The following is a 25293-nucleotide window of genomic DNA, read 5'->3' as shown; positions in this document are numbered from 1 at the left end:
CGGGGTGCGACGACGCCCGTCGGCCACCGCTCGCACCCTCACCGCACGCCGATCCGCCGGTAACAGCTCTTGCCGGATACCAGTGTCCGACGCCCGACCGAATCCTTCGCAGGAGTGATCTTCACCCGTCGGTCACATGACAAAGTCCTTTCTTGATCGAAACGAACGTTCCCGCAGGTCCGACCAACCTGACGGGTTCTGTGATCCAGGGGAGGATCATGAAGTTCTCGAAACTCACCGCCGCGGCGGCCGGTGCCGGCGTCGCTCTGTCGGCCACCGTCGTCGGCCTCGCGTCGCCCGCCATGGCGTCGTCGACCTGCTCGACGTGGACCTCCAAGGACGGCACGGCCGGCTACGGCAAGTGCACGGGCGGCAACACCCGCTTCAGCGTCCACCGGGTGAAGGTCGTGTGCGTCAGCCCGCACGGCACCAAGTGGAACGTGTACGGCGACTGGGCCAACACCCGTAAGGCCGAGACGTCGAAGGCCGTGTGCGCGACCGACCACGGCTACTCCGGCACCGGGGTGCTCTCGATCAAGATCGAGACGGACGAGCCTGTCTGACCGGGCCGACAGCACCCTGACCCGTCGAAGGGGGACGCCCCCGCCACCGGCCTCGCCGGCGGCGGGGGCGTCCCCCTTCGGTACGACCAGGAAAGGTCACGTCACTTGGTGTTGACCGTGATCTTGCCGCTGATGATGCCCTGCTTGGCCTTGTCCACGGCCGAGACCACGTCGGTCAGAGCCTTGTACTTCGGGTTGGAGTCGGCGAAGCCCACGCCGCCGGACTTCAGGTCACCGCGGACCTCGCCGGACAGCGGCTTGCCCTCGTACACGGACTTGGCCAGGTCGTAGACCGCGCCGCCGACGTTCTTCAGGGCCGAGCCGAGGATGTAGTCCTTGTACTTGGCCAGCGCGCTCTGGGAGTACTGGTCGGAGTCCACTCCGATGGCCCACACCTTGTGCTCGGCGGCGGACTTGATCACACCCTGGCCGGAGAGGCCGGCCGCATGGTAGATCACGTCGGCACCGGCGTCGATCTGGCCGTTGGCGGCGTTCTCACCCTTGTCCGGGCTGGCGAAGCCGCCCTCCGCCGGCGTCTGGGTCAGGTACTGCGACTCGATCTTGATCTTCGGGTTGACGGACTTGGCGCCCTGGTCGAAACCGGCCTCGAACTTGTGGATCAGCGGGATGTCCACGCCGCCGATGAAGCCGATGTGGTTCTTCTTGGTCGCCTTCGCGGCCGCGACACCGGCGAGGTACGAGGACTGCTCCTCATGGAAGACCATGTCGGCGACGTTCTTCGCCTGGATCGTGTTGTCGTCGATGATGCCGAAGGTGATCTTCGGGTGCTTGGCGGCGACCTGCTTCACGGCCGGCGCATAGGCGAAGCCGACGCCGATGATCGGGTTGTACCCGGCCTTGGCGAGGGTCTCCAGACGCTGCACCTTGTCCGCGTCGGATTCGTCGGCCTGCGGCTCGACATCCCGGCCGCCGATCTTGAACTCGTCCTGGGCCTTCTTGAAGCCGGAGTAGGCGGCGTCGTTGAAGGACTGGTCGCCCTTGCCGCCGATGTCGTAGGCGAGGCCGATGCCCTTGGCGGAGTACTTGCCGTCCTTGGAGGAGGTATCGGTGGACTCGGTGCTGGACTTGCCGCATCCGGCGGCCGCGAGGGCGACGACCGCGACGGTCACCGCAGCTTGGGAGAACCTCGTTCTCCGGGAGATCTTCCGAGACATCAGACGCACAACAAGCACCCCTTCATCCCCACGGCGCCGTCACGGGCCGCTGTCCCCAATGTGCCGCCAGTGGTGGCGATTCGGCGCACAGTAACGCGCGTAGAAGGGGAGGGGAACGGGGTTTTTCCCGGCCGTTATCGATTCGTGCCGACTCCGGGTTACAGCCGTGCGCCGCCGGTTACACCGGGATGACACAAGGGGACGAAGAGGCACCGAACGGGTGCCCCTCCCCCCTCCGGGCGGCCTACTGGTCGTCCAGCAGCACGGCGGCCGTGAACAACTCCACGCCGACCGTGATGGCGCGCTCGTCGGCGTCGAAGTCGCCCTGGTGCAGGTCACGGGACGTGCGGTCGCCGGGGGTGCGGACGCCGAGGCGGGCCAGGGCGCCGGGCACCTGCTCCAGGTACCAGGAGAAGTCCTCGCCGCCGAGGCTCTGCTGGGTGCTCTCGACGGACCGCATGCCGCGCCGGGCGACCATGGCCCTGCGCAGCAGCTCGGTGGACTCCCGGTCGTTGACGACCGGCGGCACGCCCCGCACGTAGGTGATCTCCGACTTGGCGCGGTGCAGGGTGGCGACCTCGTCGATGGCCGCGTGCACGATGTCGGGCGCCTCGCGCCAGGCATCCAGGTCCAGGCAGCGGACGGTGCCGGACAGCTCGGCGTGCTGCGGGATGACGTTCGGGGCGTGGCCCGACTCGATCCGGCCCCAGGTCAGCGCGAGGCCGCTGCGGGTGTCAACGCGCCGGGCGATCAGCGCGGGCACGTCGACGGCGACGCGGGCGGCGGCGGTGACCAGGTCGGTGGTCAGGTGCGGGCGGGCGGTGTGGCCGCCGGGCCCGTCCAGGGCGATTTCCAGCCGGTCGCAGGCGCTGGTGATGGGCCCGTGTCGCAGCCCGACCCGGCCGACGTCGACCTTGGGGTCGCAGTGCACGGCGAGGATCCGGCCGACCCCGTCGAGCACCCCGTCCTCGATGGCGCCGAGGGCGCCGCCGGGCATGACCTCCTCGGCGGGCTGGAAGAGCAGCCGCACCGGGCGGGACAGCAGCCCCTTGGCGTACAGGTCGGCGAGGACGAGCCCGGCGCCGAGCACGACCGAGGTGTGCACGTCGTGGCCGCAGGCGTGAGCGCGATCGGGCACCGTGGACCGGTACGGGCAGTCGGTCTTGGTGTCCGGGATGGGCAGGGCGTCGATGTCGGCCCGCAGGGCGATCATCGGGATGGCGGGCCGCTCTCCCGCTGCGAGCTGATGTCCCTCCGGGAGCCCGATGTCACAGATGAGCCCGGTTCCGGTGGCGAGCACGCGGGGGCGCAGCCCGGCCTGCTCGAGCCGCTCCTTGATCGCGGCGGTCGTGCGGAACTCCTGGTTGCCCAGCTCCGGGTGCATGTGCAAGTCGCGCCGGAAGGCTACGAGTTCGGCGTGCAGGGACTCGCTGAGCACGCCGGGGAGAACATCCCCGGGGACATCGGCCTCATACTCTAGGGACATCAATTGGTTCACCCTCTGAAGGGTAGGACGCCCAACCGGTCAACTGAGCCTCGATCAACAAAACTTCAGCCCGTTAGGTGAAGAAAATCTGACCGGCGGACGCATGGCGGCGGACTCTGGTGGGTAAAACCTCTGTTTCCTCCTTCCACGGATACCACGCCCACCCATACTCCCGCTCTACAAGTCCACGGACCGGACCAAGGCCGGGCCAGTAGGCTCCGCGGTCGTGAGCGACTCGACCGCCGATTTCCTGCAGACCACCCGCTCCTCCTACGACGCGATCGCCAAGGACTACGCGTCCCGCTTCCCGGACGGCCTGTTCCACCCCCTGGACCGGCAGCTGGTCACCGCCTTCGCCGAGCTGGTCACGGCGAACGGCCCGGCCCCCGTGGCCGACCTCGGCAGCGGTCCCGGCCATGTCACCGCCCGCCTGCAAGCGATGGACGTCCCGGCCTTCGGGGTGGACGTCTCCCCGGCGATGGTGGCCCTGGCCCGCGAGGCACACCCCCAACTCCGCTTCCACGTGGGCTCGATGACGTCCCTCGACCTCCCCGACGCCACTCTGGGCGGCATCCTCGCCCTCTACTCCACCATCCACGTCCCCGACGATCACCTCCCGACCGCCTTCGCCGAGTTCCACCGCACCCTGGCCCCCGGCGGGCCGGTCCTGCTCGGCTTCCAGTCCGGCCCGGAATCCGGCCACCTCCATCTGGCGGAACGCTTCGGCCATCAGATCGACCTGGACTACTACTGGCGCACCCCGGAGCAGGTCACGGCGCTGCTCACGGAGGCGGGCCTGGAGGTGGTGGCGACGGTGGTCCGGGAGCCGGACGGGGAGGAGACCCGCCCGAGGGCGTTCCTGCTGGCCCGCCGGCCCTAGCTGAACCGCCCAGAGCTGTACGCCGCGCTCTCAGTCGCCCTGGCTCCGTCCCGGTTCGATGCCCGTGGTGACGGCCTCGCGCTGGAGGTCGGCCACGCGGTGGAGGGCCGTCTTGAAGGCGGCGTACTCCGGCTCGCCCAGCGCCTGCGCGTGGCGTTCCTCGATCGCGCGCATGATGGAGGCGGCGGCCTCCATCTGGAGCAGGCCGCGTTCGGTGGGGAGGATCAGTTTGGCCCGGCGGTCCGCGGGGTCGGGTCTGCGTTCGACGTAGCCGAGGCGTTCGAGGTCGTCGACGAGGGTGCCGATGACCTGCTTGTGCTGTCCGGAGGCGCGGGCGAGTTCACTGGCCCTGATGCCGTCGGCCCGCAGGTGGGCGAGGACGGCGCCGGTGCGGGGCTGGATGTCGTCGAAACCCTGCCCGGCGAGCGTGGCGAACAGCTCGCGCTGCACGGAGAAGAGGATCCTGGCGGCGAGCACGCCGAGGTCCGGTTCCGCGGTCTGGTGCCCGGTCAACGCCCCTCCCGTCCCGGCGGCCGTCCGCCGCTGTGCCGTGTGACCAGCGATTTTAGTTGAGCACCCGGTGGGCCGGACAGTGCTGCCCAGGCCCCGGGCAACCCACCCCGGCCGTTGCTTGCACCCCGAAGGGCCCGGGTATAGCCTCAAATAGTCACTAGCATTGACTATCAAGATTACTGACCAACAAGCCTCGGCTCCACCCCCGAAGGAGCGGAAGATGAGCGAGCGCAGCAAGTTCCTGGAATCGATCACCCGGGAGAACGCCGCCGTGGTGCTGGTCGACCACCAGGTGGGACTTCTGACCGGCGTCCGGGACATCCCTCTCGGCGAGCTGAAGCACAACGTGGTGGCCATGGCGCGGGCGGCGACCGTGCTGGGCATCCCGCTGGTCGTCACCACCACCGCGGCCGACAGCATGTGGGGGCCGACCACCCCGGAACTGGTCCAGGCGCTGCCGGCCGGACAGAAGATCATCGACCGCAGCACGGTCAACGCCTGGCACGACGCCCCGGTCCGCGAGGCCATCGAGGCCACCGGGCGGCAGAAGCTGATCTTCGCCGGGGTGTCGCTCGAAGTGTGCGCGGCGCTTCCCGCGATCGCCGCGACGGCCGCCGGATACGACGCGTACGTCGCCGTGGACGCCTCCGGCACCTTCAGCCGGACCAAGCGCGAGGCGGGGCTGCTGCGCATGCAACAGGCGGGCGTCGTCGTCAGCGACTACGCCACCCTCCTGGTCGAGGCCCTGGCCGACAACGCGGCCCCCGAGGCCGGCGCCCTCTACGCCGCCCTCGACATGCCCTTCGCCGTCCTGGTCGGCCAGATCTCCGGGGCCTACCAGGCCTAGGACACGTCCAGCACACCTGCGCGCCGCCACCGGGAGCACGTGATGTCCGCCATCGAAATGACCACCTTCCGCGCGAGACCGGACTAGGTCGCCGACATGCCGGCTGCCCGCCCCGGCATGCCGGCGGCCTTCCGGGCCGGTGCAGTCGGCGAGCCCACTGAGCACCACAGACGGGTCGGCCGCGACGATACCTCGGTCTTCAGTCCCACCAGTTGAACAGCAGGTCGCTCAACACGGCGGGGCACCAGTAGCGGCCTGAAAGGCCCTTGGGCATGCCTGCGCCCATCAGCAGTAGAGGTTGCCGCCCGCCGAGGTACCCAGGATCTGCACGAACCGCTGGTAGGCATCCACGCGGCTCTGCACCTGCGCGGGGTTCCTGCCGTCGCACTCCAGGGAGCCGTTGATGCTGCGGATGGTCTGGCCGAATCCGGCACTGTTGACCATCGCGTTGTGGGGCGTCATCGTGCCGGGTCCGGTCTGCGTGTTCCAGTACCAGAGCCCCGTCTTCCAGGCGACGGAGGCGTCGGCCTGAACGAGGTTGGGGTTGTTGAGCAGATCGATGCCGAGCGCGTCCCCCGCCGCCTTGTAGTTGAAGTTCCAGCTGAGCTGGATGGGACCGCGGCCGTAGTAGGCGGCCTGACCGGCCGGGCAGCCGTAGGGCTGGCTCCAGTCGCAGTAGTGCGGATAGTTGGCAGTGTTCTGCTCGACCACGTACACCAGCCCGCCGGTCTCATGGCTGACGTTGGCGAGGAAGGCGGCCGCCTCCTGCTTCTTCACGGTGTCGCTGCCGGTGTTCGCGAAGCCGGGGTAGGCGCCGAGGGCCGCGGTCAGCCCGCTGTACGTGTAGAACGAATTCCGGTTCGGGAACATCTGGTTGAACTGCGCTTCGCTCACGACGAAGTTGCCCGAGGGGTTGGTGCCGCCGTCGCAGGCGTAGGGGTCCCAGTACCAGGTACTGATGGTGGGGTCGTAGCCCGGGTTGTCGTGCTCTGCGATGTAGGTCTTGCCGTCGGTGTACCGGACGATGTCACCGGTGACGTAGGACTTGCCGGCCGTCCAGCTCGGGTAGCTGGAACAGGCCGCGGCGGAAGCTCCCGCGGCCGGCAACAGCACCGGTGTGGCGGTTCCTATCGCGATCGCGGCCAGGAATGCGGAGAGGCGGCGCTTCGACACGAGGTCAACTCCTTTGCGGAGCAAGGGTGGGGGGCTGAAGCCACACTCAACCGCGTTGGTATGTACCAGTCAAGGTCTAGACCAGTCAAATCTGACAACGTTGGCACGCATCAGGCCACCCCCAGCTCGCACCACACGAACTTGCGCCCCGGTTCCCGAACCTGGCCGACGGCTGCCAACCCCAGTAGTCCGCGCAGACCCGGATCAACGCCAAGCCCCGCCCCTCCTCCACCAGCTCGGCGGCCTGCTCCAGCGGCCGCGGAGGCTCCGGCGGCCCCGGGTCCGTGTCCCACGCCCCGATCCACACCACCCCCTCCGGCGAGCGACGCACCCTCAGCGCGGCCGGCCCCTTCGTGTGCCGCACCGCGTTCGAGACCAGCTCCGTCGCCAGCAGCTCCGCCGTGTCCACCAGACCGGTCAGGCCGTGCATCGCCAGGATCAGGCGCAGGGTTCGGCGACAGATGGTGACAGCTCTGAGGTCGTTGGGGATGTAGAGGGTGTAGTCCCAGGTTTCGGGCATGGGTCAACTCCGTTCAGAGACAAGGGAATTCGCGCGCGGTGGCATTGCCGCAGCCGTCATGGCACGGCGGAGCGGTGCGCTTCCGCTGCGTGTGCGCTACGTCACTGACCGTAGGGGTAACCTGTTACCCGTGACAAGCTGATCGCGCGATCCGCCCCCGAAAGAGCAGGAGCAACCCATGGTCCAGAGGCGCGAACCAACAGCACGTCAGTTGCGCCTTGGGGTTGAATTGCGCAGGCTCCGCGAGGCGGCCGGACTCACCGCCGTCCAATCGGCCGCGCTCCTCGGGGCGAACAGGGTCCAGATGAGCCACATCGAATCAGGGCTCACGGGGGTGAGCGAGGAGCGACTGCGTCGACTCGCGTCCCATTACGCCTGTACAGATGCGGAGTTCATCGATGCGCTGGTCGAGATGGCCACGGACCGAACTCACGGCTGGTGGGAGGAGTACCGGGGCCTGCTGCCCACGTCGTTCCTGGACCTGTCCGAGCTTGAGCACCACGCCCGCTCTCTGCGCCACGTGGCAATTCTGTATGTGCCCGGCCTCTTGCAGACGGAGGACTACTCGCGTGCCGTCTTCTCGTCCAGGCTGCCAGAACTGACCGACGAAGAGCTTGAGTTGCGCATCCAGCACCGAAAGACGCGCCAGCAGTTCGCCATCCCGTACGAGGCGGTGATCCATGAAGCAGCGCTGCGGATCAGAGTCGGCGATCGTGCCACCTCAAAGGTTCAACTCGCCCGGCTCCTCGAACTCTCCGAAGCGGACCACATCACCTTGCGTGTCATCCCTTTCGACCTGGACGGCTTCGCCATGGCCTCAAGCACGATGACGTATGTGGGCGGTCGGCTGCCGAGGCTGGACACCGTGGTCCGCGACGCGCTGCACGGCACAGCCTTCATTGATTCCGCGGCTCAGCTCAACACCTACCGAACAAGTTTCCGTAAGGTGGAGGACGCGTCACTCGAACCAGGACAGTCCCGTGAGTTCATCCACAGGCTGGCGAAGGAGCTATGAGGAACCCCATGGACAACTGGCGGAAGTCGTCCTACTCGGGCCCGGGCGACGGCAACGAATGCGTGGAGATCGCGAACTCACCCAGCCACGTCGGCGTCCGGGACACGAAGGCCCCGACCCGGGCAACCCTCATCTTCCCGGCCGAGGCCTTCACCCCGTTCATCGAGGCGCTGAAAGCCACACGCTAGGCCAACCCCACCGCCGCCAGCCGATGCACATCCTTCGCCGTCCCCGTCACCCCCGACAGGAACCCCTGCGCCCGCGGTGAGGCGTTCTGCGTCAGCCAGCTCGGGTCGATGTCGCACACCGCCACGCGGACGCCCGTGCCGGCCAGGGCCAGGGGCAGGGTGTGGACGACCGTGGAGGGGAAGCTGAGGATCGTGCGGCCGATGGGGCCCCGGCGCGCGATCAGTTCCAGGGGCAGGTCCGGGCGGACTATCTCCAGACCCGTCTCGGTGGCCAGGCGGTGCAGCTTGTCGGTGTGCTCACGGCGGTGCGCGAAGTAGCGCGTGGCACCGTGGGTCTTGGCGAGGGACTGCACGGCCTCCAGGTAGCGGTCACCGTCCACCACGCCGGTCTCCACCAGGGAGGTGCCGACCATGTCGGCGCCCTTGGTGATGCGCGGCGGCCCGAAGCGGGCGCGGGTCCAGGCGAAGTCGTTGGCGGTGACCGTGACGCCCTCGGGGGTCTCCGTCACCGGCATGGAGGAGAAGACCTCGACACGGCGCCGGTCGCTCGGCGTGAGGCGGCGGCGGGCCGAGGAGGAGACCGGGGCGAAGAGCAGGTCCCTGGCTCCGGGGCGGCCGCCCTTGCGGTGCCAGCGGACCAGGCGCTCGCCGCGGGCGAGCTGGGCGACGAACTCCATCGTCGCCGTGCCGTCGTCGACCACGACCAGGTCATGGGCCCGGGTGATCGTCAGCAGCAGTTGTACGTAGCGGGAGAACGGGTCTCCCATGACGATGCGGTCGGCCCGGCGGAGGGAACCCGCCAGGCCGCCGATCGTGTGGAAGGGCGCGGTCGTACCGCCCCGCGCCTCCTCCCAGCGCACCCGGTACCCCTCGTCCCGGGCCAGGTCCGCCATGCGGCGCAGCTGGCCCCGGGTCATGGGGTCGGTCGGGGACAGGACGACGACCGTGAGCTCCGCGCCGGCGGGTGCCTGGGCACCGTCAGGCGACCGCCGTGCCTGTGCGGGCACGGACAGCCGGACCGGCTCGGGCGCGCCGCGCAGGCCGTGGAGGTGAGCCCACTCCAGTACGTTCAGCAGCTGTACCGGGCTCTCCACGAAGGCGAGCGTGTGGGCAGGGTGGCCGGCCTGACCGGCGCGGGGGCTCATCGTCGTACGACCGTCCCGTCGTAGGGCATGTAAGGCGATCAGGGCGCTCAGACCGCGACCGGCTCGCCCGCCGCCGCCGCGATCTCCGCCTCGGCGACGACACCGGCGACGCGGCGCAGCTTCTTCATCGGGCCCAGCTCGGAGTCGTAGACCTTCTTGACGCCGTCACCGAGGGAGGCCTCGATGGTGCGGATGTCACGGACGAGGCGCGTGAGGCCCTGCGGCTCGACGGAGGCGGCCTGGTCCGAGCCCCACATGGCACGGTCGAGGGTGATGTGACGCTCGACGAACGTGGCGCCGAGGGCGACGGCGGCCAGCGTGGTCTGCAGGCCCGTCTCGTGGCCGGAGTAGCCGATCGGGACGTTCGGGTACTCCTCCTGCAGGGTGTTGATCACGCGGAGGTTGAGCTCCTCGGCCTTCGCCGGGTACGTCGAGGTGGCGTGGCAGAGCAGGATGTTGTCGCTGCCCAGGACCTCGACCGCGTGGCGGATCTGCTTCGGGGTCGACATGCCGGAGGACAGGATGATCGTGCGGCCGGTCGCGCGCAGGGCGCGGAGCAGCTCGTCGTCCGTCAGGGAGGCGGAGGCCACCTTGTGGGCGGGGACGTCGAACTTCTCCAGGAAGGCGACGGCCTCGGTGTCCCACGGGGAGGCGAACCAGTCGATCCCCTTCTCCTTGCAGTACTCGTCGATCTGGCGGTACTCGTCCTCGCCGAACTCCACGCGGTGGCGGTAGTCGATGTAGGTCATCCGGCCCCAGGGGGTGTCACGCTCGATGTCCCACTGGTCGCGCGGGGTGCAGATCTCCGGCGTGCGCTTCTGGAACTTCACGGCGTCGCAGCCGGCCTCGGCGGCCACGTCGATCAGCTTGAACGCGTTCTCCAGCTCACCGTTGTGGTTGATGCCGATCTCGCCGCAGATGTAGACGGGGCGGCCCGGGCCGGCCTCACGCGTACCGAAGGTGCGGATACGGGAGTTGGTGCTCATCAGGAGATGTCCTTACTTGGGGAGGGAATCGAGAGAGGGGCCGAGGATCCAGCTGGCGATCTCTCGGATCGCGCCGTCACCGCCGGGGACGGTGGTGACCGCGCGTGCGGCGCCGCGTACGACGTCGTGGGCGCTCGCGACCGCCACGGGCCAGCCGACGAGGGCGAAGCACGGGAGGTCGTTGACGTCGTTGCCGACGTAGAGCACGCGCTCCGGCGCGATGCCCTGCTCCTCGCACCACTGCTTGAGGGCGAGGTCCTTGCGGTCGATGCCGTGCAGGACCGGGAGCTTGAGCTTCCGGGCGCGGGCGGCGACCACCGGGTTCTGTTCCGTGGACAGGATCAGCATCCGCAGCCCGCTCCTGCGCAGGGCGGCGATGCCGAGTCCGTCTCCGCGGTGCACGGAGACGAACTCCCGTCCGTCGGAGTCGATCAGCACCCGGTCGTCGGTCTGGGTGCCGTCGAAGTCGAGGACTACGGCGTCGATGTCGTCGTAGGTGGGGAGCGAACCGGGGCGGTCCGCGTCGAAGAGGGGGGCCAGCGCGCGGGCGCGGGCCAGGTCGTGCGGGTCGTCGATCTCCAGGACCCGGGCGGGGTCGGTGCGGACGAGTTCCGTACGGCCGAAGAAGCGGTGCTGGTGCTTGCGGAAGCCGGCCGCGTCCATCGCGTAGGCGGCACCGGTCTCCAGGAAGTCCTGGGGACGGTCCTGGCGGCGCGGGCGGAAGGACTTGTCGTGGTTGACGCCGAAGCCGCCCTCGCCCGCCTCGTCGGAGTGGCGCCAGACGAAGCCGTGGAAGGGGGCGACGGTGACGGCGGTGTCCGCGCCCTGCTCGGCCACCGCGCCGGCGACACCGTCGACGTCCTCGCGGACCAGGAAGGGGCTGGTGCACTGCACGAGCAGGACGACGTCGACGGGGGCTCCGTGCAGGGCCTCGTGGGCGTCCATCGCGTGCAGGACGGCCGCCTCGGAGGTGGCGGTGTCGCCGGCGATGGCGGCCGGGCGCAGCACGACCTCGGCGCCCGCCTCACGCGCCGCTGCCGCGATGGCCTGGTCGTCGGTGGAGACCACCACGTCCGTGACGAGCCGGGTGGCCAGGCACTCGCGGACCGCCCGGGCGACCAGCGGGACGCCGCCGATGGGGGCCAGGTTCTTGGCGGGCACTCCCTTGGAGCCACCACGTGCGGGGATCACCGCCAGGACGCGACGCATCGCAACTGCTTTGTCGGACACGGGATTTACTCCTTGGAAGGTCACAGCTCCCCCATCCGTCGGATCACGGGGGCCACGCGCTGCACGCCGTGCCGGTAGGCACCCCGCGCGGCCCGGCGCACGATCTGGCGGACGGGTCCTGGCTCCTTGTCGGCGGCGGGCGCGCCGGGCAGCGGTGCTCCGTCGGGGCCGAGGTGGTGGCGGGCGAGGATGCCGGGCAGGTAGCCCGGCGCGGTCTCGGGTGTGTAGTAGGGGGTGAGGGGCGGCAGCCCCCCTGGCCGGTCCAGCAGCTCGGCGATGCGTTCACGGGCCGCGTCGAAGGCGGTGGCGTACGTGCCGTCGGCGGCGACGCCCTGCCGTGCCACCCACTCCTCGTTCGGCGCCGGGTGGTGTCCGGCGTCGAGCTGGTCCCAGGAGGCGAGGCACCCGGAGCCGGTGAAGTGGTGGTTGCCGAGCACCTCGCGCACACCGAGGTCGGTCAGGACGACCGTCGGGATGCGGCGGTGCAGGGCCTCGAGGGCGGCCGTGGAACTGACCGTGACCAACAGGTCGGTGCGGTCGAGCACCTCGCCCATGTGGCCGTACACCAGGCGGAAGTTGGCGGGCAGGTCCTTGCCCTGGACCAGCTTCTGGTACGGCAACTCCTCGATGTGGGTGGTGTGTTCACCCGGCTTGGAGCGCAGCTTCAGCAGCACCTCGCGCTCGGGGTGCCTGCGGGCGTGCTCGATCAACCGGCCGAGCAGGTAGGTACGGTCCTTGCGGCTGTCCGGGACGGAGGGCTGGGCCGCGAACACGACCGTGTAGGGCTCGTGTTCACCGGTGTACGGCTCTCCGCCGAGGAACGGCAGCGCGACCTCGGTCACCGCGGAGGCGTCGGCGCCGACTCCCTCGTACACGGTGCGGAAACGGTCCGCGTCGTGACGGGAGTTGGCGAGGACGAGGTCCGCGCCGTGCCGCAGCAGCAGGCCGTCGGCGAGCTTCTCGTAGACGACGCCGACGTAGCCGGTGACGACGACGGGACGCTTCCCGGAGCCCCGGGCGCCTCGCAGCCCGTGCAGCATCGCCTGCACGCCGCCGCCGACCAGGGCGAGGACGAGGACGTCGTACGACTGCTCGTTCATCGCGCGCAGGAACTCGACGCCGGTCACCTCGCGGAGGGAGTCCGCTCGGACGCCGACCTCCTCGAGCTGGCGGGCGGTGGGGGTGGCTCGTCCCCGTAGGAGGTAGCCGTCGAGCCGGATCTCGGCGCCGGTGGGGGTGACGCGCTGCGCGGTGAGCGCACCCCACTTCCACCGGGTATCGGAATCCGCGAGGACGGCGACCCGCAGGGACTTCGTTGCACTTGCTGGCACGCCGAAGACGCTAGGAAGGCATTCCGAGGTTCCGCCCAACCCGAATGCAACAAACGGTTAACAGCACATCGCCGAATGGCGAATCAGGCCATGATCGGGCCGGAAAAAAGCCCGGTTCACAGCTTCGCCACGTGTCGTTCACCTGGCATCAAGCCGACGGTCAAGACACATGACGGGCTTCGCCCTAACGTCCGTGACGTGGTCAAGCTCTCCGTCATCGTGCCGTTCTACAACGTGCAGCAATACGCGCCCGACACCCTGAGGAGCCTCAGTGCGAACGCGCGTGAGGACTTCGAATTCATTCTCGTCGACGACTGTTCCCGCGACGGGACACCAGAGATTCTCGCGCGCGCGGAGCGCGAGCTGCCAGGTGCGGTCCTCGTCCGGCACGAGAAGAACGGAGGGCTGGCGACCGCCCGCAACACCGGTATCGACCGGGCGCGCGGCGAGTACCTGACCTTCCTGGACGGCGACGACTGGCTCGCCCCCGGCTACTTCCCGAAGCTGGTCAGCGCCATAGAGGATCTTGGCTGCGACTTCCTGCGCACCGACCATGTGCAGTGCACGGCGCGGTCGCGCACCGTGCACCGGGTGCCGGTCGGCCGGCGGAACGTGGTGCTGAACCCGCGCGAGGCGATCCTGCCCGCCGACCGGTCCACCTCCGTGGACTACGCCTTCGCCTGGGCGGGCATCTACCACCGCCGGCTGGTGGACAAGGGTCTGCTGCACTTCACCGACGGGCTGCGCACGGCCGAGGACCGGCCGTGGATCTGGAAACTGCACCGGGAGGCGGAATCCTTCGCCGCGGTCAGCATGCTCGGTGTGTTCTACCGGCGCGGTGTGGCCTCGTCACTCACCCAGATCGGTGATGTCCGGCAGCTCGATTTCATTCGCGCGTTCGATCAGGTGATCGCGGAAACCGCCGCCGACCCGGACGCCGACGCGCTCCTGCCGAAGGCCGTGCGTACCTATTGCGCCATCATTTCCCATCACCTGGGATCCATCGAAAGGTTCGAGCCCGCGGTGGCGAAGAAACTGAAATCCCTGAGCGCCGGGGCGCTGCGGCGCATGCCGCAGGACGTGCTGGACGAGGCTTTGGACTCCATGGACCTGCAGCGCGCCACCAAGCTGCGCCGGCTGCGCCGCCGTCCCGCCTCCACGGGGGTCGCCGCGTGACCACCCAGATCTTCCAGGCGTCGACGCTGTACGGCACGGCGACGCTCGCCGCAGCCCTGGACTCGGGCTGCTTCGGCCCGGCCGGCCGGCGCATCCTGCTGGTCTGCAACAACGCCGCGACGCCCGAGACCACGCCCGGCCTGGACGAGATGCCCGGCTTCGAGCGGCTGCGCGAGCGCTTCGACGACGTGATCTCGTACAACGAGACGATCTTCCCCTTCCACCCCGGCGGCTGGGCGCCCCGGGTGGACGACATGCCGCTCTGGGAGCGGTATCTGCGCCACGAGTGGCAGCTGGGCGACGACGACGTGGAGCTGGCCGTCGAGTCGATCCAGGTCAACCCGTCGCTGGCGCTCGCCCAGATCTTCACCGGCGCCCCGGTCACCGTCTACGCCGACGGTCTGATGAGCTACGGCCCGACCCGCAACAAGATCGACCCGCTGGTCGGCACCCGCGTGGACCGGGTGCTCCACCTCGACCTGGTGCCGGGCCTGAAGCCGCTGCTGCTCACCGAGTTCGGCGTCCCGGGCGAGATCGTGCCGACCCAGGCCTTCACCAAGGTGCTGGCCGAACTCGCCCCGCTCGGTGACGACCTGCCCGAGATCGAGGAACCCGCGCTGCTGCTCGGGCAGTACCTCTCGGCGCTGGACATCCTCACCGCCGAGCAGGAGGAGAACCTGCATGTGCGGATGCTGAAGGGCGCGGTGGCGCTCGGGCACACCAAGGTGGTGTTCAAGCCGCACCCCACCGCCCCGGCCCGTTTCACCCGCACCCTGGAGCAGGAGGCGGAGAAGCTCGAGGTGGAACTGACCGTGCTGGACACGCCGGTCCTCGCCGAGGTGGTGTACCAGCGGATGCGTCCGGCGCTGGTCGTCGGCTGCTTCTCCACCGCGCTGCTCACCGCCTCCGCGCTGTACGGCGTGCCGGTCGCCCGGGTCGGCACCGATCTGCTGCTGGAGCGGCTGACACCGTTCGAGAACAGCAACCGGGTGCCGGTCACCGTGGTCGACGCGCTGCTGCCCGAGCTGGGCGACCGTGAGGCGGTCACCGAGCAGCGCCCGGGCACGGACGTGGAGGCGCTGGGCTCGCTGGTGCGTGCGGTGGGCTTCGCGATGCAGCCGAAGATCCTGCCGAGGCTGCGCGAGGAGACCGAGCAGTACCTCGCCCGGAACCTGAACCCGCACACCCTGCGCTACTTCAAGCGCAAGCGTCTGACCGCGCTGGCGCTGCCCGGTGGGGTGCCCGCCCAGCTGTCGTTCATCCCGCGCAACGCCACGGTCCGCCGGGTGGCGCGCAAGGCGCGCAATCTGCGCCGGGTGGTACGCCGCTGAACCCACCCCCCTCGCCGACCGCCGAGGGCGGGCCTGTCACAGGCCCGCCCTTTCGGCCTTTCAGCGGCCCAGGACCGTCCGGATCCGGGCCGCGTTCTCCTGCGTGGCCTTCCACAGCAGCTCCTGCCGCTCGTGCACGTCGGCGACGGTCCGGCTGTGGTGGTCCAGGATGTTCAGCGCCCGCTCGGTGAGCACCGCGCCCAGGTTCCTCTCGTGGACGGAGACACCCCACTCGGGGCGCTCGATGTCGTTGAGGAAGTACGCCATCTTCGGGTGCGAGATCAGGCTGATGATGGGCGTGCCGACCCCGAAGGGGATCATTCCGGCGTGCCCGCGCATGCCGATGACCAGGCGGGTCCTGGCGTACGTCTCGCGGATCTCGTCGTTGGAGAAGTCGTACATCGGGATCACCGGCAGCGAGATCCCGTGCTCGCGGCGCAGATCGAAGGCGATGCGCTCGTCGTCCAGCGAGTGGGCGACGCACCGCACCTCGGTGTGGGCGCCGATCGCCCGGACCGCCTTCGCCGTCTCGGCGAGGAAGTGTCCGTAGTCGTGGCCGAAGCGCAGGCCCGCGCGGTCGTAGGCCGCGTTCAGCAGGACGGTGTCCTCGCGGTGCAGCGGGTCGCTCCAGCCGGCGACCAGCCGGCGCATGACCGTGGTCGGGCAGGGCTGGAAGACGACCTTGTCGTGCAGCTCGGGCGGGAGCAGCGAGCGGACCTTGGCGATGGAGCCGTGGTTGCGCAGACCGAAGAAGGAGGCCTTCTCCACCAGCAGGCGCAGGCTCTCGTTGAACCGCCGGGCCCGGTAGGACTGCCCGTCGAAGGCGTTGAAGCCGACCGCGAACACCATGATCGGTACGTCGACGGCGCGCAGGTGCTCGTCCGGGACGTTCCACTGCCAGGCGCTGTTGCCGTTGGGCATGGTGTCCGGGATGAACAGTCCGCCGCCGCCGATGACCAGTCCGCGCCGCGCGTTGACCCGCTCCAGGGCGGCCCTGTCGAACAGCCGGTGGGCGTGGACGGAGTGCCAGCGCCGGGAGGTGAAGTCGGGGCCGAAGGCGAGCCGGACCGTCTCGGGCAGCAGCTTGTCGCCCGCGTTGCCCTGTCGGTCCATGTAGAAGGCCACGTGCGCGAGTTGGTCCTCGGCGGCGCCCTGCTCCTGGGCCGGTACCGCGGCCGCGCGCTGCGCCCACAGGCGGCTGGAGCGGTGGGTGGGGTCGACCGTGAGGCCGGCGGTGGCGTACTTCAGGGCCTCGGCGTTGTCGCCGTGCACCCAGGCCATCTGGGCGAGGCGGGCGTAGGCGGTGGCGGCCCGGTTGGGGGCGGCGGTGGCCAGCAGCAGCTGGGTCTTCGCCTCCTCGTGGCGGGAGACGCTCATCAGGGCGTGCCCGAGCACCTCGTGCGGCCAGGCCTCGTCCACCGGGATGCGGACGCTGCCGAGGAGGTCGACGGCGGCCTGGTACTCACCGGCGGCGATGTGGCTGGCTGCGACCTTGCGGGCGGCCTCCACGTCACCGGTGCGCCGCACGTGCGGGGTGCCGTAGTGCACGAGCAGGTCGTGGTGGAGGTTGCCCTTGGACAGGTAGGCGGCGTGGAACTCGGCGTCGCCCATCTCGAACTCGCGCCAGCGGTCCTCGGCGAGTGCGTACCCGGCCTCGCCGCCCTGCCAGGGCTTGTGCCGGCCGGTGAAGTGCAGGATCGCGGTGTCGTCGGGAACCGGCAGGTCGCCCGAGAGCCGCCGCTTCACGAAGTTGTAGCGGGCGTCCAGGCGGACGAAGTCGCCGTCGAGGACGGCGTTGAGGATGCCCTGGTCGTGCTTGTCGAGCTCGTAGCTGCCGCTGCGCCCGACCTGGTCGATCTTCGCGCAGAACGCGTCGGACAGGTACTCGCGCTGGATGACCAGCAGCCCGGAGTTGAGCTTGTGCTGCCCGTAGAAGAACTGCGGTACGGCCGCGAGACCCTCGCGCAGCTGCAGGAGTTCACCGAGGTCACCGAGGACGACCATGTCGGTGTCCAGCGTGATGACGGTGTCGTAGTCGCGCAGCCGGAAGATGTCGAGGATGAAGTACGCCTTGCGCACCAGGTAGTTGTCCTGGTCGCCCTTGACGTACGAGTCGTAGTGCTCGGCGTCGACGCGGCGCAGCACGATGCGCGGGTGCAGGGCGCGGATGCGGGCGATCGAGGAGGGCTTCAGGTCGTCGTGGAGGACCACGAAGTCCTCGCAGACGCCCGGGTTGGACAGGGCGAGGCTGCGCAGCAGGACGAGGAAGCCGGGCAGGTAGTTCTCGTCGACGAAGCTCGCGAAGGCGATGCGCCGCTTGCCGGTCAGGGCAGTGCCGGAAGCGGGGGCGGTCTCCGGTGCTACCGGGGTGAAGGTGGTCATCGCAGGGATATCCTCAGGTCGGTCACGCTCTGGGCCCGCTCCATGACCCATGCCTTCTCGCTGGTGTATTCGTGCACGGAGGTGATGGCGAGCTTCATGGCTTCCTGGACGCGGTAGGCGCCGCTCTCGTAGAAGTCGAACCCGATCAGGTCCAGGGTCGGGCTGACGTCCAGGAAGTCCAGCATCCACAGCATGTTGAAGCCGGTGGTCGGGATGCCGGACCAGACGTCGTTGCCGAGCCGGCCGATGTTGCGGACGGGCCAGCGCAGCGACTCGTCGCCGAGGTACCGCTGGGCGCCGGGCACCAGGCGGTTGCGCAGCGAGTGCTTCCAGTCGCCGGAGACCCCGCCGAAGACGAGCCGGGTGGTCACTGGCTGGTCCCAGTTGAAGCCGTGCTTGTGGATGGTGGCATGGATGTCGGTACGGCTGCCGGTGTGCTTCGGGTCGATCCGGTACGAGTTGAAGCGGACGACCAGGTCGTAGCCGTCGATCCGGGCACCCATCGAACTCTCGCCCACGCGGCCGGAGTTGGCGATCAGGCAGATCGACTTGCCGGCGATCCGGTTGCGGAACTCGCCGAGGCTGATCCACTCCACCCCGCCGACGGTGGGGTCGGCGACCGGGCCGCGCATGCGGATGCGGCGCTGCTCGGCGTAGAGGGCGACGGCCTCGGTGAGGGCGGCGGGGTCGGCGGCGATCCCGGTGCGCAGGTCGAGGTACTGGCTGAGCAGTTCCTGCCGGTCGGCGACCGGGGCCTCCTCGGCGGCGAGCGCGAGCAGTGCGCCGACCAGCCGGGGCTCGGCCGCGTCCCAGTCGCCGAGGGCGTTGCGGGCCAGGCCCTCGGCCCACACGTCGGTGGCGGGACCGCGGGCGAAGTCGGCGGCGCGCGGGCACTGGCGCTGCAGCAGGGCGAGCAGCTCCCGCTCACGCTCGGCGGCCCGGCGCAGGCCCGTGATCCGGGCGGCCACGCCGAAGCCGTCCTCCTCGGTCAGCTCCAGGTAGCGCTCGTAGGCCTGGACGGCCTCGTGCTCCTCGCCGAGGGCCTCCAGGACCCGGGCGCGCAGCCGCCAGCCGGCCCGGGAGTTCTTGCGCTGGGCGAGGACGGTGTCGCCGATCTGCAGGGCGAGGTGCAGCTCGTCGTCGTAGCCGCATTCGAGGGCCTTGTTGCCTACGGCCAGCAGGGCGTCCAGCAGGTCGCCCGGGATGCTGCCGGTGGGCGCGGCGGCCCCCTTGACGGCACGCTTGAGCAGAGCGGTCGCGCCACCGGCCGGGGCGGAGGCGGGAGCGGACGTACCGGTGGTGCTGAACACGACGAGCAACTTGCGCAGCTGCTCGGCCAGTTCCGTGCGGCGGCGGTCGAGACTGCCCACGAGTTTGCCGCTGTGCACGGCGCAGGCACGCAGGCAGTCCTCCAGCTCCCCTCCACGCGCAGGTGTCCGCCGGTTCTGGACCCTCGTCATAGCTCTCCTGGTTTTGCCAAGCAAATACGGTGTTTACGGCGGCATGCCGTGGGTTTGCGAAAACGTGGGGGTGGATGGAGAAACTAGGAAGCCAAAGCGACCGCCGGGTTAACGAATCCGGACAGGTAAGAGAATGGTTAGACGGTCAATCACATCATTCCTGTGATTCCTCCAGGTGACGGTGGAGCGGCTCCCTCATGCCGGGGACTTTCACAAAAGAGCCCGAGATGATCAGCGCATCGCCGGGTAGGCGCCGAGCATCATGGCTGCTTCGTCCCCCGCCCTCACCACCGCTCCCGCTCCCCCCACACCCGCGCCGGCTCCCGCCCCGTCGCGCCGGGGCCGCCTGCTCGTCCTGGACGGCCTGCGGCTCGTGGCCGCGCTGATGGTCTGCCTCTACCACTACGCCGGACGCGGCGGCACGGTCTCCGCGTCCTGGCACCAGACACCGGCCCACGTCTTCCCGGCCCTGTCCCAGGTGGCCACCTACGGCTGCCTCGGCGTCCAGTTCTTCTTCGTCATCAGCGGTTTCGTCATCTGCATGAGCAGTTGGGGCCGCACCCTCGGCGACTTCTTCCGCTCCCGCGTCGCCCGCCTCTACCCCGCCTACTGGGTCGCCCTGGCGCTCGTCACCGGCGCGGCCCTCGTTCTGCCGGCCGTCGTGCACCCGGTCCGCCTGGACGAGTTCCTGGTCAACCTGACGATGCTGCAACAGCCCATGGGCGCCCCGCGCGTGCTGGGCGTGTGCTGGACGCTCTGGGTCGAGGTCCGCTTCTACGCGCTGTTCGCCCTCCTCGTCGTCCTGCGCGGGGTCACCTACCGCCGGGTGGTGCTCTTCTGTTCCGTGTGGACGCTGGCGGCGGTGGTCTGCCGCACGTCCGGCAACGCGCTGATCGACCAGCTGGTCATGCCGGACCACGCCCCGTTCTTCGTCGGCGGTCTCGCCCTCTACCTGATCCACCGCTTCGGCGGCGACCTGCTGCTCTGGGGCATCGTGGCCGTCTCCTGGCTGCTCGGGCAGAGCAACGCCACGCGCGGACTCTGGCACACCGGCGCGCACGGCGACTTCGTGCGCGACCCGTACGTCATCCTGCTGGTCGTCACCCTCGCCTTCGCCGCCGTGGCGGCCGTGGCGCTGGGCTGGACCCGCCGGGCCGACTGGCGCTGGCTGGCCACGGCCGGCGCTCTGACGTACCCGTTCTACCTGGTCCACGAGCATCTGGGCTGGTTCGTCATCCGGGCGCTGCACCGGGGCCTGGGCCTGCCCGCGTGGCCGACGCTCGTGACGACGGTGCTCGGCATGCTGCTGCTGGCGTGGCTGATGCACCGGTTCGTGGAGAAGCCGCTCGGCCCGAAGCTGAAGCGAGCGCTCCGTGGCCGGAAGTTGGGCAGTCGTTCATCTCGCCTTGGGTTTTGAACCGGCCCCGGGGGCAGGCACCGTAGTGCCCCACCCCCCGCGCCACAGGCTTTCCGCAGAGAACCCACAGACTGCCGTACCGAGGGAGTGCCCCCGCCTCATGGCCACCACCCAGGAAGCGACCCGACCACCCCACCGGCTCGACGACGTGCCCGGCTGGTTCCCGGTGCTCGACCAGCTGCTCTTCGACTGGTTCCTGAGCCGGCAGGAGGCCGGGGGAACCCGCGGCGACCTCCTGGAGGTCGGTGTCTACATGGGCAAGAGCGCGATCTTCATCGGCCGGCACCAGCAGCCGGGCGAGAAGTACACCGTCTGCGACCTCTTCGAGGGCGACGCCCCGGACGACGCCAACCGGGCCGAGTCGACCAAGTCCTACAGCGCGCTGACCCGGCGCGTCTTCGAGGACAACTACCACTCCTTCCACGACGAGCTGCCCCGGGTGCTCCAGGGGCCCAGCTCCCTGGTTCCCGACGAGGTCGCGGCCCGCTCCTGCCGGTTCGTGCACATCGACGCCTCGCACCTGTACGAACACGTGCACGGCGACATAGGAGCGGCCCACGACCTGCTGCTGCCCGACGGCATCGTCGTCCTCGACGACTTCCGCTCCGAGCACACACCCGGCGTGTCCATAGCCACCTGGGAGGCCGTCCTCAACCGGGGCCTGCATCCCATCTGCCTGAGCACGCAGAAGCTCTACGGCACCTGGGGCGATCCCGAGCCGGTCCAGGAGGCGCTGCTCGCCATGGCGCGGGAGCGGTCCGACTGCCACCTGAGCGTCCAGGAGGCCGCGGGGCACCGGATCGTCCGCCTGAAGTCCAAGGGGATGGCCGCGCCGGCCTTCCCGCCCTCCAAGCACGCGGTGGCGGCCGAGGCGCCGGAGCCGACGCCGGCCGCGGTGTCCGTGCCGGAACCGGCGCCCGCTCCCGCGGCACGGCCCGTCCGGCCCGCGCCCCGACGGGGCAGCCGGGTCCGCCGGGTCGCGGTGGACCTGTTGCCGCCGGTCGTCACGCGGGCGATCCGCAAGGCGCGCGCGGCCCGGAGCCGACCGCCCGCTCAGCCGATCCCGTAGCGGGCCTCGATGCCCGCGATCACCAGGGCCAGCCCTTCCTCGAACTGCCCGTCGTAGTCGTCGAAGAGCACCTTCCCGGCCTCGGCCGCGAGCGGGAAGTCGGCCATGCGCCGGGCGCGTTCCTCGATGTCGTACCCCTCCCGGCGCTCGCCCGGGAGGGGCTGCACGCCCTGTTCCTCGGTGACGAACCCGATGGTGAACATGCTCGCGGTCCGAGCCGCGTTGACCGCCTGCGCCAGGGTGAAACCGGCGTCCGTGAGGACCCGCAGATGCGCCTCCATCTCGCGGGCATGGTCCGTGCCCGTGAAGCGTGAGCCGCTGAAGACCTTGGCGCCGTCGCGGTAGCCGAGCAGGGCGGCACGCAGCCCGCGGCTGGTGCCGAGCAGCCGCTCCTGCCAGCTGTCGGCGGGGTCGAGCGCCGTGTCGGCGACCATCCGCCGGTACATCTCCGTCGCCATCTCGTCGAGCAGCGCCTGCTTGTCCTTGAAGTGCCAGTACAGCGCCGGGGCCTTGACGTCCAGCTCCTTGGCGATGGCACGCAGGGTCAGCCCGTCGAGGCCGACCTCGTTCAGCAACCGCAGCGCCGTGTCCGCGACCCGTTTGCGGTCCAGGGGCGCGCGTCGTTCCGTACTCACGCTTGACAGCTTAACAGCGTTAAGGGCACTCTCGTGGGCAACGGCACTTAACGGCGTTAAGGAGAATCGTGATGGATGTCCTGATCGTGGGGGCCGGCCCGACCGGCCTCACCCTCGGCATCGAGCTGGCCCGGCGCGGCGTGGACGCACTGGTCGTGGAGCGGGCGGAGGGCCTGTTCCCCGGCTCGCGCGGCAAGGGGATCCAGCCGCGCACCCAGGAGGTCTTCGACGACCTCGGCGTGCTGGACGCGATCCGCGCGGCCGGCGGCCCCTACCCGGCGCGGATGATCTGGAAGGACGGCGAGCGGCTCGGCGAGCAGCCGATGTTCGAGCCGGTGGAGGCGGACGAGGGCGCGCCGTACACCGAGCCGCTGATGGTCGCGCAGTGGCGGACCCAGGAGGTGCTGTACGCGCGGCTCGTGGAACTGGGAGGCCGGGTGGACTTCGGCCGCGAGGTGACAGGCCTGGAGCAGGACGCGGAAGGCGCGAGCGTGCGGTTCGCCGACGGTACGACCGTCCGCGCGCTCTACGTCGTCGCGGCCGACGGCGGGCGCTCCGCGGTGCGGCGCGCGGTGGGCGTGGGCATGGCCGGGGAGACGGTCGACCCGAGCCCGTTCCTGGTGGCGGACGTGCGGGTGAAGGGGCTCGACCGGGAGTACTGGCACGCCTTCCCCGGGGCCGACGGCACCGGCGTGGCGCTGTGCCCGCTCGCCGGAACGGACGTCTTCCAGCTGGCCGGGAAGCTCGCCGAGGGCACGGAGGTCGACCTGTCCCTCGACGGCATCCGCAAGCTGGTCGCCGCCCGCACGCACCTCGACGCCGAGGACGTCACCGAACTGCACTGGGCCTCGGAGTTCCGGCCGCGCACCGGACTGGCCGACCGGTTCCGGGTGGACCGGGTGTTCCTCGCGGGCGACGCGGCCCACGTGCACTCACCGGCCGGCGGGCAGGGCCTGAACACCAGCGTCCAGGACGCGTACAACCTGGGCTGGAAGCTGGGCGCGGTGCTGCGCGACGGGGCTCCGGTGTCCCTCCTCGACACCTACGAGGAGGAACGGCGCCCCAATGCCGCGGCCATGCTGGGCCTGTCGACGGGCGTGCACCGCGGGGAGGTGCAGCGCGGGAAGGCGACGGTGCAGCTGGGGCTGGGGTACCCGGAGTCGTCCCTGAGCGAGGAGACCCGGGCCGTCCCGTCCGAAGTCCGGGCGGGTGACCGGGCCCCCGACGGGACGGTGGACGGCGTACGCCTCTTCGACGCGTTCAGGGGTCCTCGCTGGACGCTGCTGGCGCTGGGTGCGGAGGTGCCGTCCGGGGTGCCGGAGAAGGTCCGGGTCGTCAGCGGACCGGCTTCCGGCGGATACGGGACCGGGCTGTTCCTGGTCCGTCCGGACGGCTACGTGGGCTGGGCGGGCAAGACGGCCCAGGGATTGACGGGGTACGCGGCGCGGACGGGAGCCTTCGCAGCCAGGTGACTCACGCGCCGGCGAGCGACAGCTTCACCGCGAACCCGAGGAAGAGGGCGCCCGCCGCCGAGGTCGCCGTCGCGGACAGACGCTTGCGGCGGCGGAAGGCGGCGGCCAGGCGGGTGCCGCCGAATATCAGGGCGCTGAGGTAGAGGAAGCTGGCGAGCTGCGCGAAGGCGCCGAGGACCACGAAGGACAGCGCCGGGTAGGCGTACCCCGGGTCCACGAACTGCACGAAGAAGGCGACGAAGAACAGGATCGCCTTGGGGTTGAAGAGGCTGACGACGAGGGCTCGGCGGAAGGGCCGCTCCTCGGCCGACGCGACCGGCGCGGCCTCCTCGGCGGCCTGCTCCCGTCGGCTGCGCCACATCCCCCACGCGGACCGCAGCATCCCGATCGCGAGCCAGGTCAGATATCCGGCGCCGGCGTACTTCACGATCCCGAACAGCACGGCGTTCCCCTGGAGCAGCGAGGCGACCCCGGCGGCGGACAGCGTCATCAGCACGGTGTCCCCGCACCAGACTCCGGCGGCGGCGGTGTAACCGGACCGCACACCGCGCCGGGCGGCCACGGAGAGCACGTACAGGGAGTTGGGGCCGGGTAGCAGGACGATCAGGACGAGGCCGGCCAGGTAGGTGGGGAGGTCGATGACGCCGAACATGAGAAGGAGTGTCGCACGGGGGTACGACATCGACTCCGGGGCGGGGCGGGCGCTCAGAACGCGTCCGAGGGCACGTAACTCCCCCACACCTCCCGCAGCGCGTTGCACACCTCTCCCACCGTCGCCCGCCCCCGCAGCGCCTCCTTCATCGGATACAGCACGTTCTCCTCGCCCTCGGCCGCCTTCTTCAGCGCGGTCAGGGCCGAGTCCACCGCCCCCTGGTCCCGCTCGGAGCGCAGCCTGGTCAGGCGTTCCCGCTGGCGTACCTCGATGGCGGGGTCGACGCGGAGCGGCTCGTACGGCTCCTCCTCGTCGAGCTGGAAGCGGTTGACGCCCACGACCACCCGCTCGCCGGAGTCCGTCTCCTGGGCGATGCGGTACGCGTTGCGTTCGATCTCGGACTTCTGGAAGCCGCGCTCGATCGCCGCCTCCGCGCCGCCGAGATCCTCGACCCTCCGCATCAGGTCCGACGCGGCCGCCTCGACGTCGTCGGTCAGCTTCTCCACCGCGTAGGAGCCCGCGAACGGGTCCACGGTCGCCGGTACGTCCGTCTCGTACGCGAGGACCTGCTGGGTGCGCAGGGCGAGCCGGGCCGCCTTGTCCGTCGGGAGCGCGATCGCCTCGTCGAAGGAGTTGGTGTGCAGCGA

The 25293-nt window shown here is 70.1% G+C and carries 23 protein-coding genes and 1 pseudogene; 10 read left to right on the top strand and 14 right to left on the bottom strand.

Annotated elements, in window-relative coordinates; translation table 11 throughout:
* Window positions 1–218: 218 nt before the first annotated feature.
* Window positions 219–563, top strand: a complete 345-nt coding sequence (locus tag ACIF83_RS39305; RefSeq protein WP_393468022.1) for a hypothetical protein — start codon at window positions 219–221, stop codon at window positions 561–563.
* Window positions 564–664: 101 nt separating this feature from the next.
* On the opposite strand, the gene ACIF83_RS39300 is transcribed toward ACIF83_RS39305, so the two are convergent.
* Both ACIF83_RS39300 and ACIF83_RS39295 read right to left on the bottom strand, forming a co-directional pair.
* Entirely contained in the window at window positions 665–1693 is a 1029-nt protein-coding gene (locus ACIF83_RS39300) for a BMP family protein (protein ID WP_393468019.1), read from the bottom strand.
* 289 nt (window positions 1694–1982) lie between these two features.
* A complete protein-coding gene (locus ACIF83_RS39295; RefSeq protein ID WP_393468016.1) occupies window positions 1983–3224 on the bottom strand; it encodes an amidohydrolase in 1242 nt (413 codons plus the stop codon).
* A gap of 226 nt (window positions 3225–3450) precedes the next feature.
* Here ACIF83_RS39295 and ACIF83_RS39290 point away from each other — a divergent pair, with 226 nt between their 5' ends.
* Window positions 3451–4104, top strand: a complete 654-nt coding sequence (locus ACIF83_RS39290) for a class I SAM-dependent DNA methyltransferase (RefSeq protein WP_393468013.1) — start codon at window positions 3451–3453, stop codon at window positions 4102–4104.
* Window positions 4105–4134: 30 nt separating this feature from the next.
* Here the strand turns inward: ACIF83_RS39290 and ACIF83_RS39285 are convergent, their stop codons facing one another.
* The gene (locus ACIF83_RS39285) at window positions 4135–4617 is read right to left on the bottom strand and encodes a MarR family winged helix-turn-helix transcriptional regulator (RefSeq protein ID WP_393468010.1); all 483 of its coding nucleotides are present in this window, start codon (window positions 4615–4617) and stop codon (window positions 4135–4137) included.
* A gap of 220 nt (window positions 4618–4837) precedes the next feature.
* Here ACIF83_RS39285 and ACIF83_RS39280 point away from each other — a divergent pair, with 220 nt between their 5' ends.
* Complete coding sequence (locus ACIF83_RS39280; RefSeq protein WP_393468008.1) at window positions 4838–5464, top strand: isochorismatase family protein; 627 nt, start codon at window positions 4838–4840, stop codon at window positions 5462–5464.
* A gap of 285 nt (window positions 5465–5749) precedes the next feature.
* On the opposite strand, the gene ACIF83_RS39275 is transcribed toward ACIF83_RS39280, so the two are convergent.
* Both ACIF83_RS39275 and ACIF83_RS39270 read right to left on the bottom strand, forming a co-directional pair.
* Window positions 5750–6637, bottom strand: coding sequence for a glycoside hydrolase family 19 protein (locus tag ACIF83_RS39275; RefSeq protein ID WP_399734516.1), 888 nt, complete (start codon window positions 6635–6637; stop codon window positions 5750–5752).
* Window positions 6638–6747: 110 nt separating this feature from the next.
* Window positions 6748–7157: pseudogene (locus tag ACIF83_RS39270) on the bottom strand (ATP-binding protein).
* A gap of 178 nt (window positions 7158–7335) precedes the next feature.
* On the opposite strand from ACIF83_RS39270, the gene ACIF83_RS39265 reads away from it, so the two are divergent.
* Together ACIF83_RS39265 and ACIF83_RS39260 are read left to right on the top strand one after the other, a co-directional pair.
* Window positions 7336–8172, top strand: a complete 837-nt coding sequence (locus ACIF83_RS39265; protein WP_399734513.1) for a helix-turn-helix domain-containing protein — start codon at window positions 7336–7338, stop codon at window positions 8170–8172.
* Window positions 8169–8360 carry a DUF397 domain-containing protein gene (locus ACIF83_RS39260; RefSeq protein WP_399734510.1) on the top strand — a complete coding sequence of 64 codons (192 nt, stop codon included), beginning with the start codon at window positions 8169–8171 and terminating at the stop codon, window positions 8358–8360. The genes ACIF83_RS39265 and ACIF83_RS39260 overlap by 4 nt, the downstream gene beginning before the upstream one ends.
* Here ACIF83_RS39260 and ACIF83_RS39255 read toward each other — a convergent pair.
* Genes ACIF83_RS39255 through ACIF83_RS39240 form a run of 4 tightly spaced genes read right to left on the bottom strand, consistent with a single transcriptional unit; the run spans window position 8357 to window position 13052 of the window.
* Window positions 8357–9505 (bottom strand): hypothetical protein, encoded by a 1149-nt coding sequence (locus ACIF83_RS39255; RefSeq protein WP_399734507.1) that lies wholly within the window; start codon window positions 9503–9505, stop codon window positions 8357–8359. The two genes, ACIF83_RS39260 and ACIF83_RS39255, sit on opposite strands and share 4 nt — an antisense overlap.
* 47 nt (window positions 9506–9552) lie before the next feature.
* Window positions 9553–10491 (bottom strand): N-acetylneuraminate synthase family protein, encoded by a 939-nt coding sequence (locus ACIF83_RS39250; RefSeq protein ID WP_097252789.1) that lies wholly within the window; start codon window positions 10489–10491, stop codon window positions 9553–9555.
* Window positions 10492–10503: 12 nt separating this feature from the next.
* A complete protein-coding gene (locus tag ACIF83_RS39245) occupies window positions 10504–11700 on the bottom strand; it encodes a cytidylyltransferase domain-containing protein (protein WP_393469762.1) in 1197 nt (398 codons plus the stop codon).
* Window positions 11701–11741: 41 nt separating this feature from the next.
* Window positions 11742–13052: a DUF6716 putative glycosyltransferase gene (locus tag ACIF83_RS39240; RefSeq protein WP_393467973.1), complete on the bottom strand. Its 1311-nt coding sequence runs from the start codon at window positions 13050–13052 to the stop codon at window positions 11742–11744.
* A 198-nt stretch (window positions 13053–13250) separates the two neighbouring features.
* Here ACIF83_RS39240 and ACIF83_RS39235 point away from each other — a divergent pair, with 198 nt between their 5' ends.
* On the top strand, window positions 13251–14228 hold the full coding sequence (locus ACIF83_RS39235) for a glycosyltransferase family 2 protein (protein ID WP_393467970.1): 978 nt from the start codon (window positions 13251–13253) through the stop codon (window positions 14226–14228).
* A complete protein-coding gene (locus tag ACIF83_RS39230) occupies window positions 14225–15559 on the top strand; it encodes an alpha-2,8-polysialyltransferase family protein (RefSeq protein ID WP_399734502.1) in 1335 nt (444 codons plus the stop codon). Before ACIF83_RS39235 ends, ACIF83_RS39230 begins: the two co-directional genes overlap by 4 nt.
* Window positions 15560–15619: 60 nt before the next feature.
* On the opposite strand, the gene ACIF83_RS39225 is transcribed toward ACIF83_RS39230, so the two are convergent.
* Window positions 15620–17941, bottom strand: coding sequence for a glycosyltransferase (locus tag ACIF83_RS39225; RefSeq protein WP_399734499.1), 2322 nt, complete (start codon window positions 17939–17941; stop codon window positions 15620–15622).
* Window positions 17938–19401: a glycosyltransferase family 29 protein gene (locus ACIF83_RS39220; RefSeq protein ID WP_399734496.1), complete on the bottom strand. Its 1464-nt coding sequence runs from the start codon at window positions 19399–19401 to the stop codon at window positions 17938–17940. Before ACIF83_RS39220 ends, ACIF83_RS39225 begins: the two co-directional genes overlap by 4 nt.
* 262 nt (window positions 19402–19663) lie before the next feature.
* On the opposite strand from ACIF83_RS39220, the gene ACIF83_RS39215 reads away from it, so the two are divergent.
* Together ACIF83_RS39215 and ACIF83_RS39210 are read left to right on the top strand one after the other, a co-directional pair.
* Window positions 19664–20818, top strand: coding sequence for an acyltransferase family protein (locus ACIF83_RS39215; RefSeq protein WP_399734493.1), 1155 nt, complete (start codon window positions 19664–19666; stop codon window positions 20816–20818).
* A 100-nt stretch (window positions 20819–20918) separates the two neighbouring features.
* Window positions 20919–21887 (top strand): class I SAM-dependent methyltransferase, encoded by a 969-nt coding sequence (locus ACIF83_RS39210; protein WP_393467956.1) that lies wholly within the window; start codon window positions 20919–20921, stop codon window positions 21885–21887.
* Here ACIF83_RS39210 and ACIF83_RS39205 read toward each other — a convergent pair.
* Window positions 21872–22522 carry a TetR/AcrR family transcriptional regulator C-terminal domain-containing protein gene (locus ACIF83_RS39205; RefSeq protein ID WP_398137041.1) on the bottom strand — a complete coding sequence of 217 codons (651 nt, stop codon included), beginning with the start codon at window positions 22520–22522 and terminating at the stop codon, window positions 21872–21874. The two genes, ACIF83_RS39210 and ACIF83_RS39205, sit on opposite strands and share 16 nt — an antisense overlap.
* A gap of 71 nt (window positions 22523–22593) precedes the next feature.
* Between ACIF83_RS39205 and ACIF83_RS39200 the strand changes: the two genes are divergently transcribed.
* Window positions 22594–23994 carry an FAD-dependent monooxygenase gene (locus ACIF83_RS39200; protein WP_399734489.1) on the top strand — a complete coding sequence of 467 codons (1401 nt, stop codon included), beginning with the start codon at window positions 22594–22596 and terminating at the stop codon, window positions 23992–23994.
* Between the two features lies 1 nt (window position 23995).
* On the opposite strand, the gene leuE is transcribed toward ACIF83_RS39200, so the two are convergent.
* On the bottom strand, window positions 23996–24646 hold the full coding sequence (gene leuE / locus ACIF83_RS39195; protein ID WP_393467948.1) for a leucine efflux protein LeuE: 651 nt from the start codon (window positions 24644–24646) through the stop codon (window positions 23996–23998).
* Between the two features lie 53 nt (window positions 24647–24699).
* A partial coding sequence (locus ACIF83_RS39190) for a methylmalonyl-CoA mutase family protein (RefSeq protein WP_399734486.1) occupies window positions 24700–25293 on the bottom strand: 594 nt, incomplete at its 5' end.

It is taken from the genome of Streptomyces sp. NPDC085866 (genome assembly GCF_044541035.1).
GTDB lineage: Bacteria > Actinomycetota > Actinomycetes > Streptomycetales > Streptomycetaceae > Streptomyces.
This window is presented reverse-complemented; position numbering and strand designations above follow the sequence as displayed.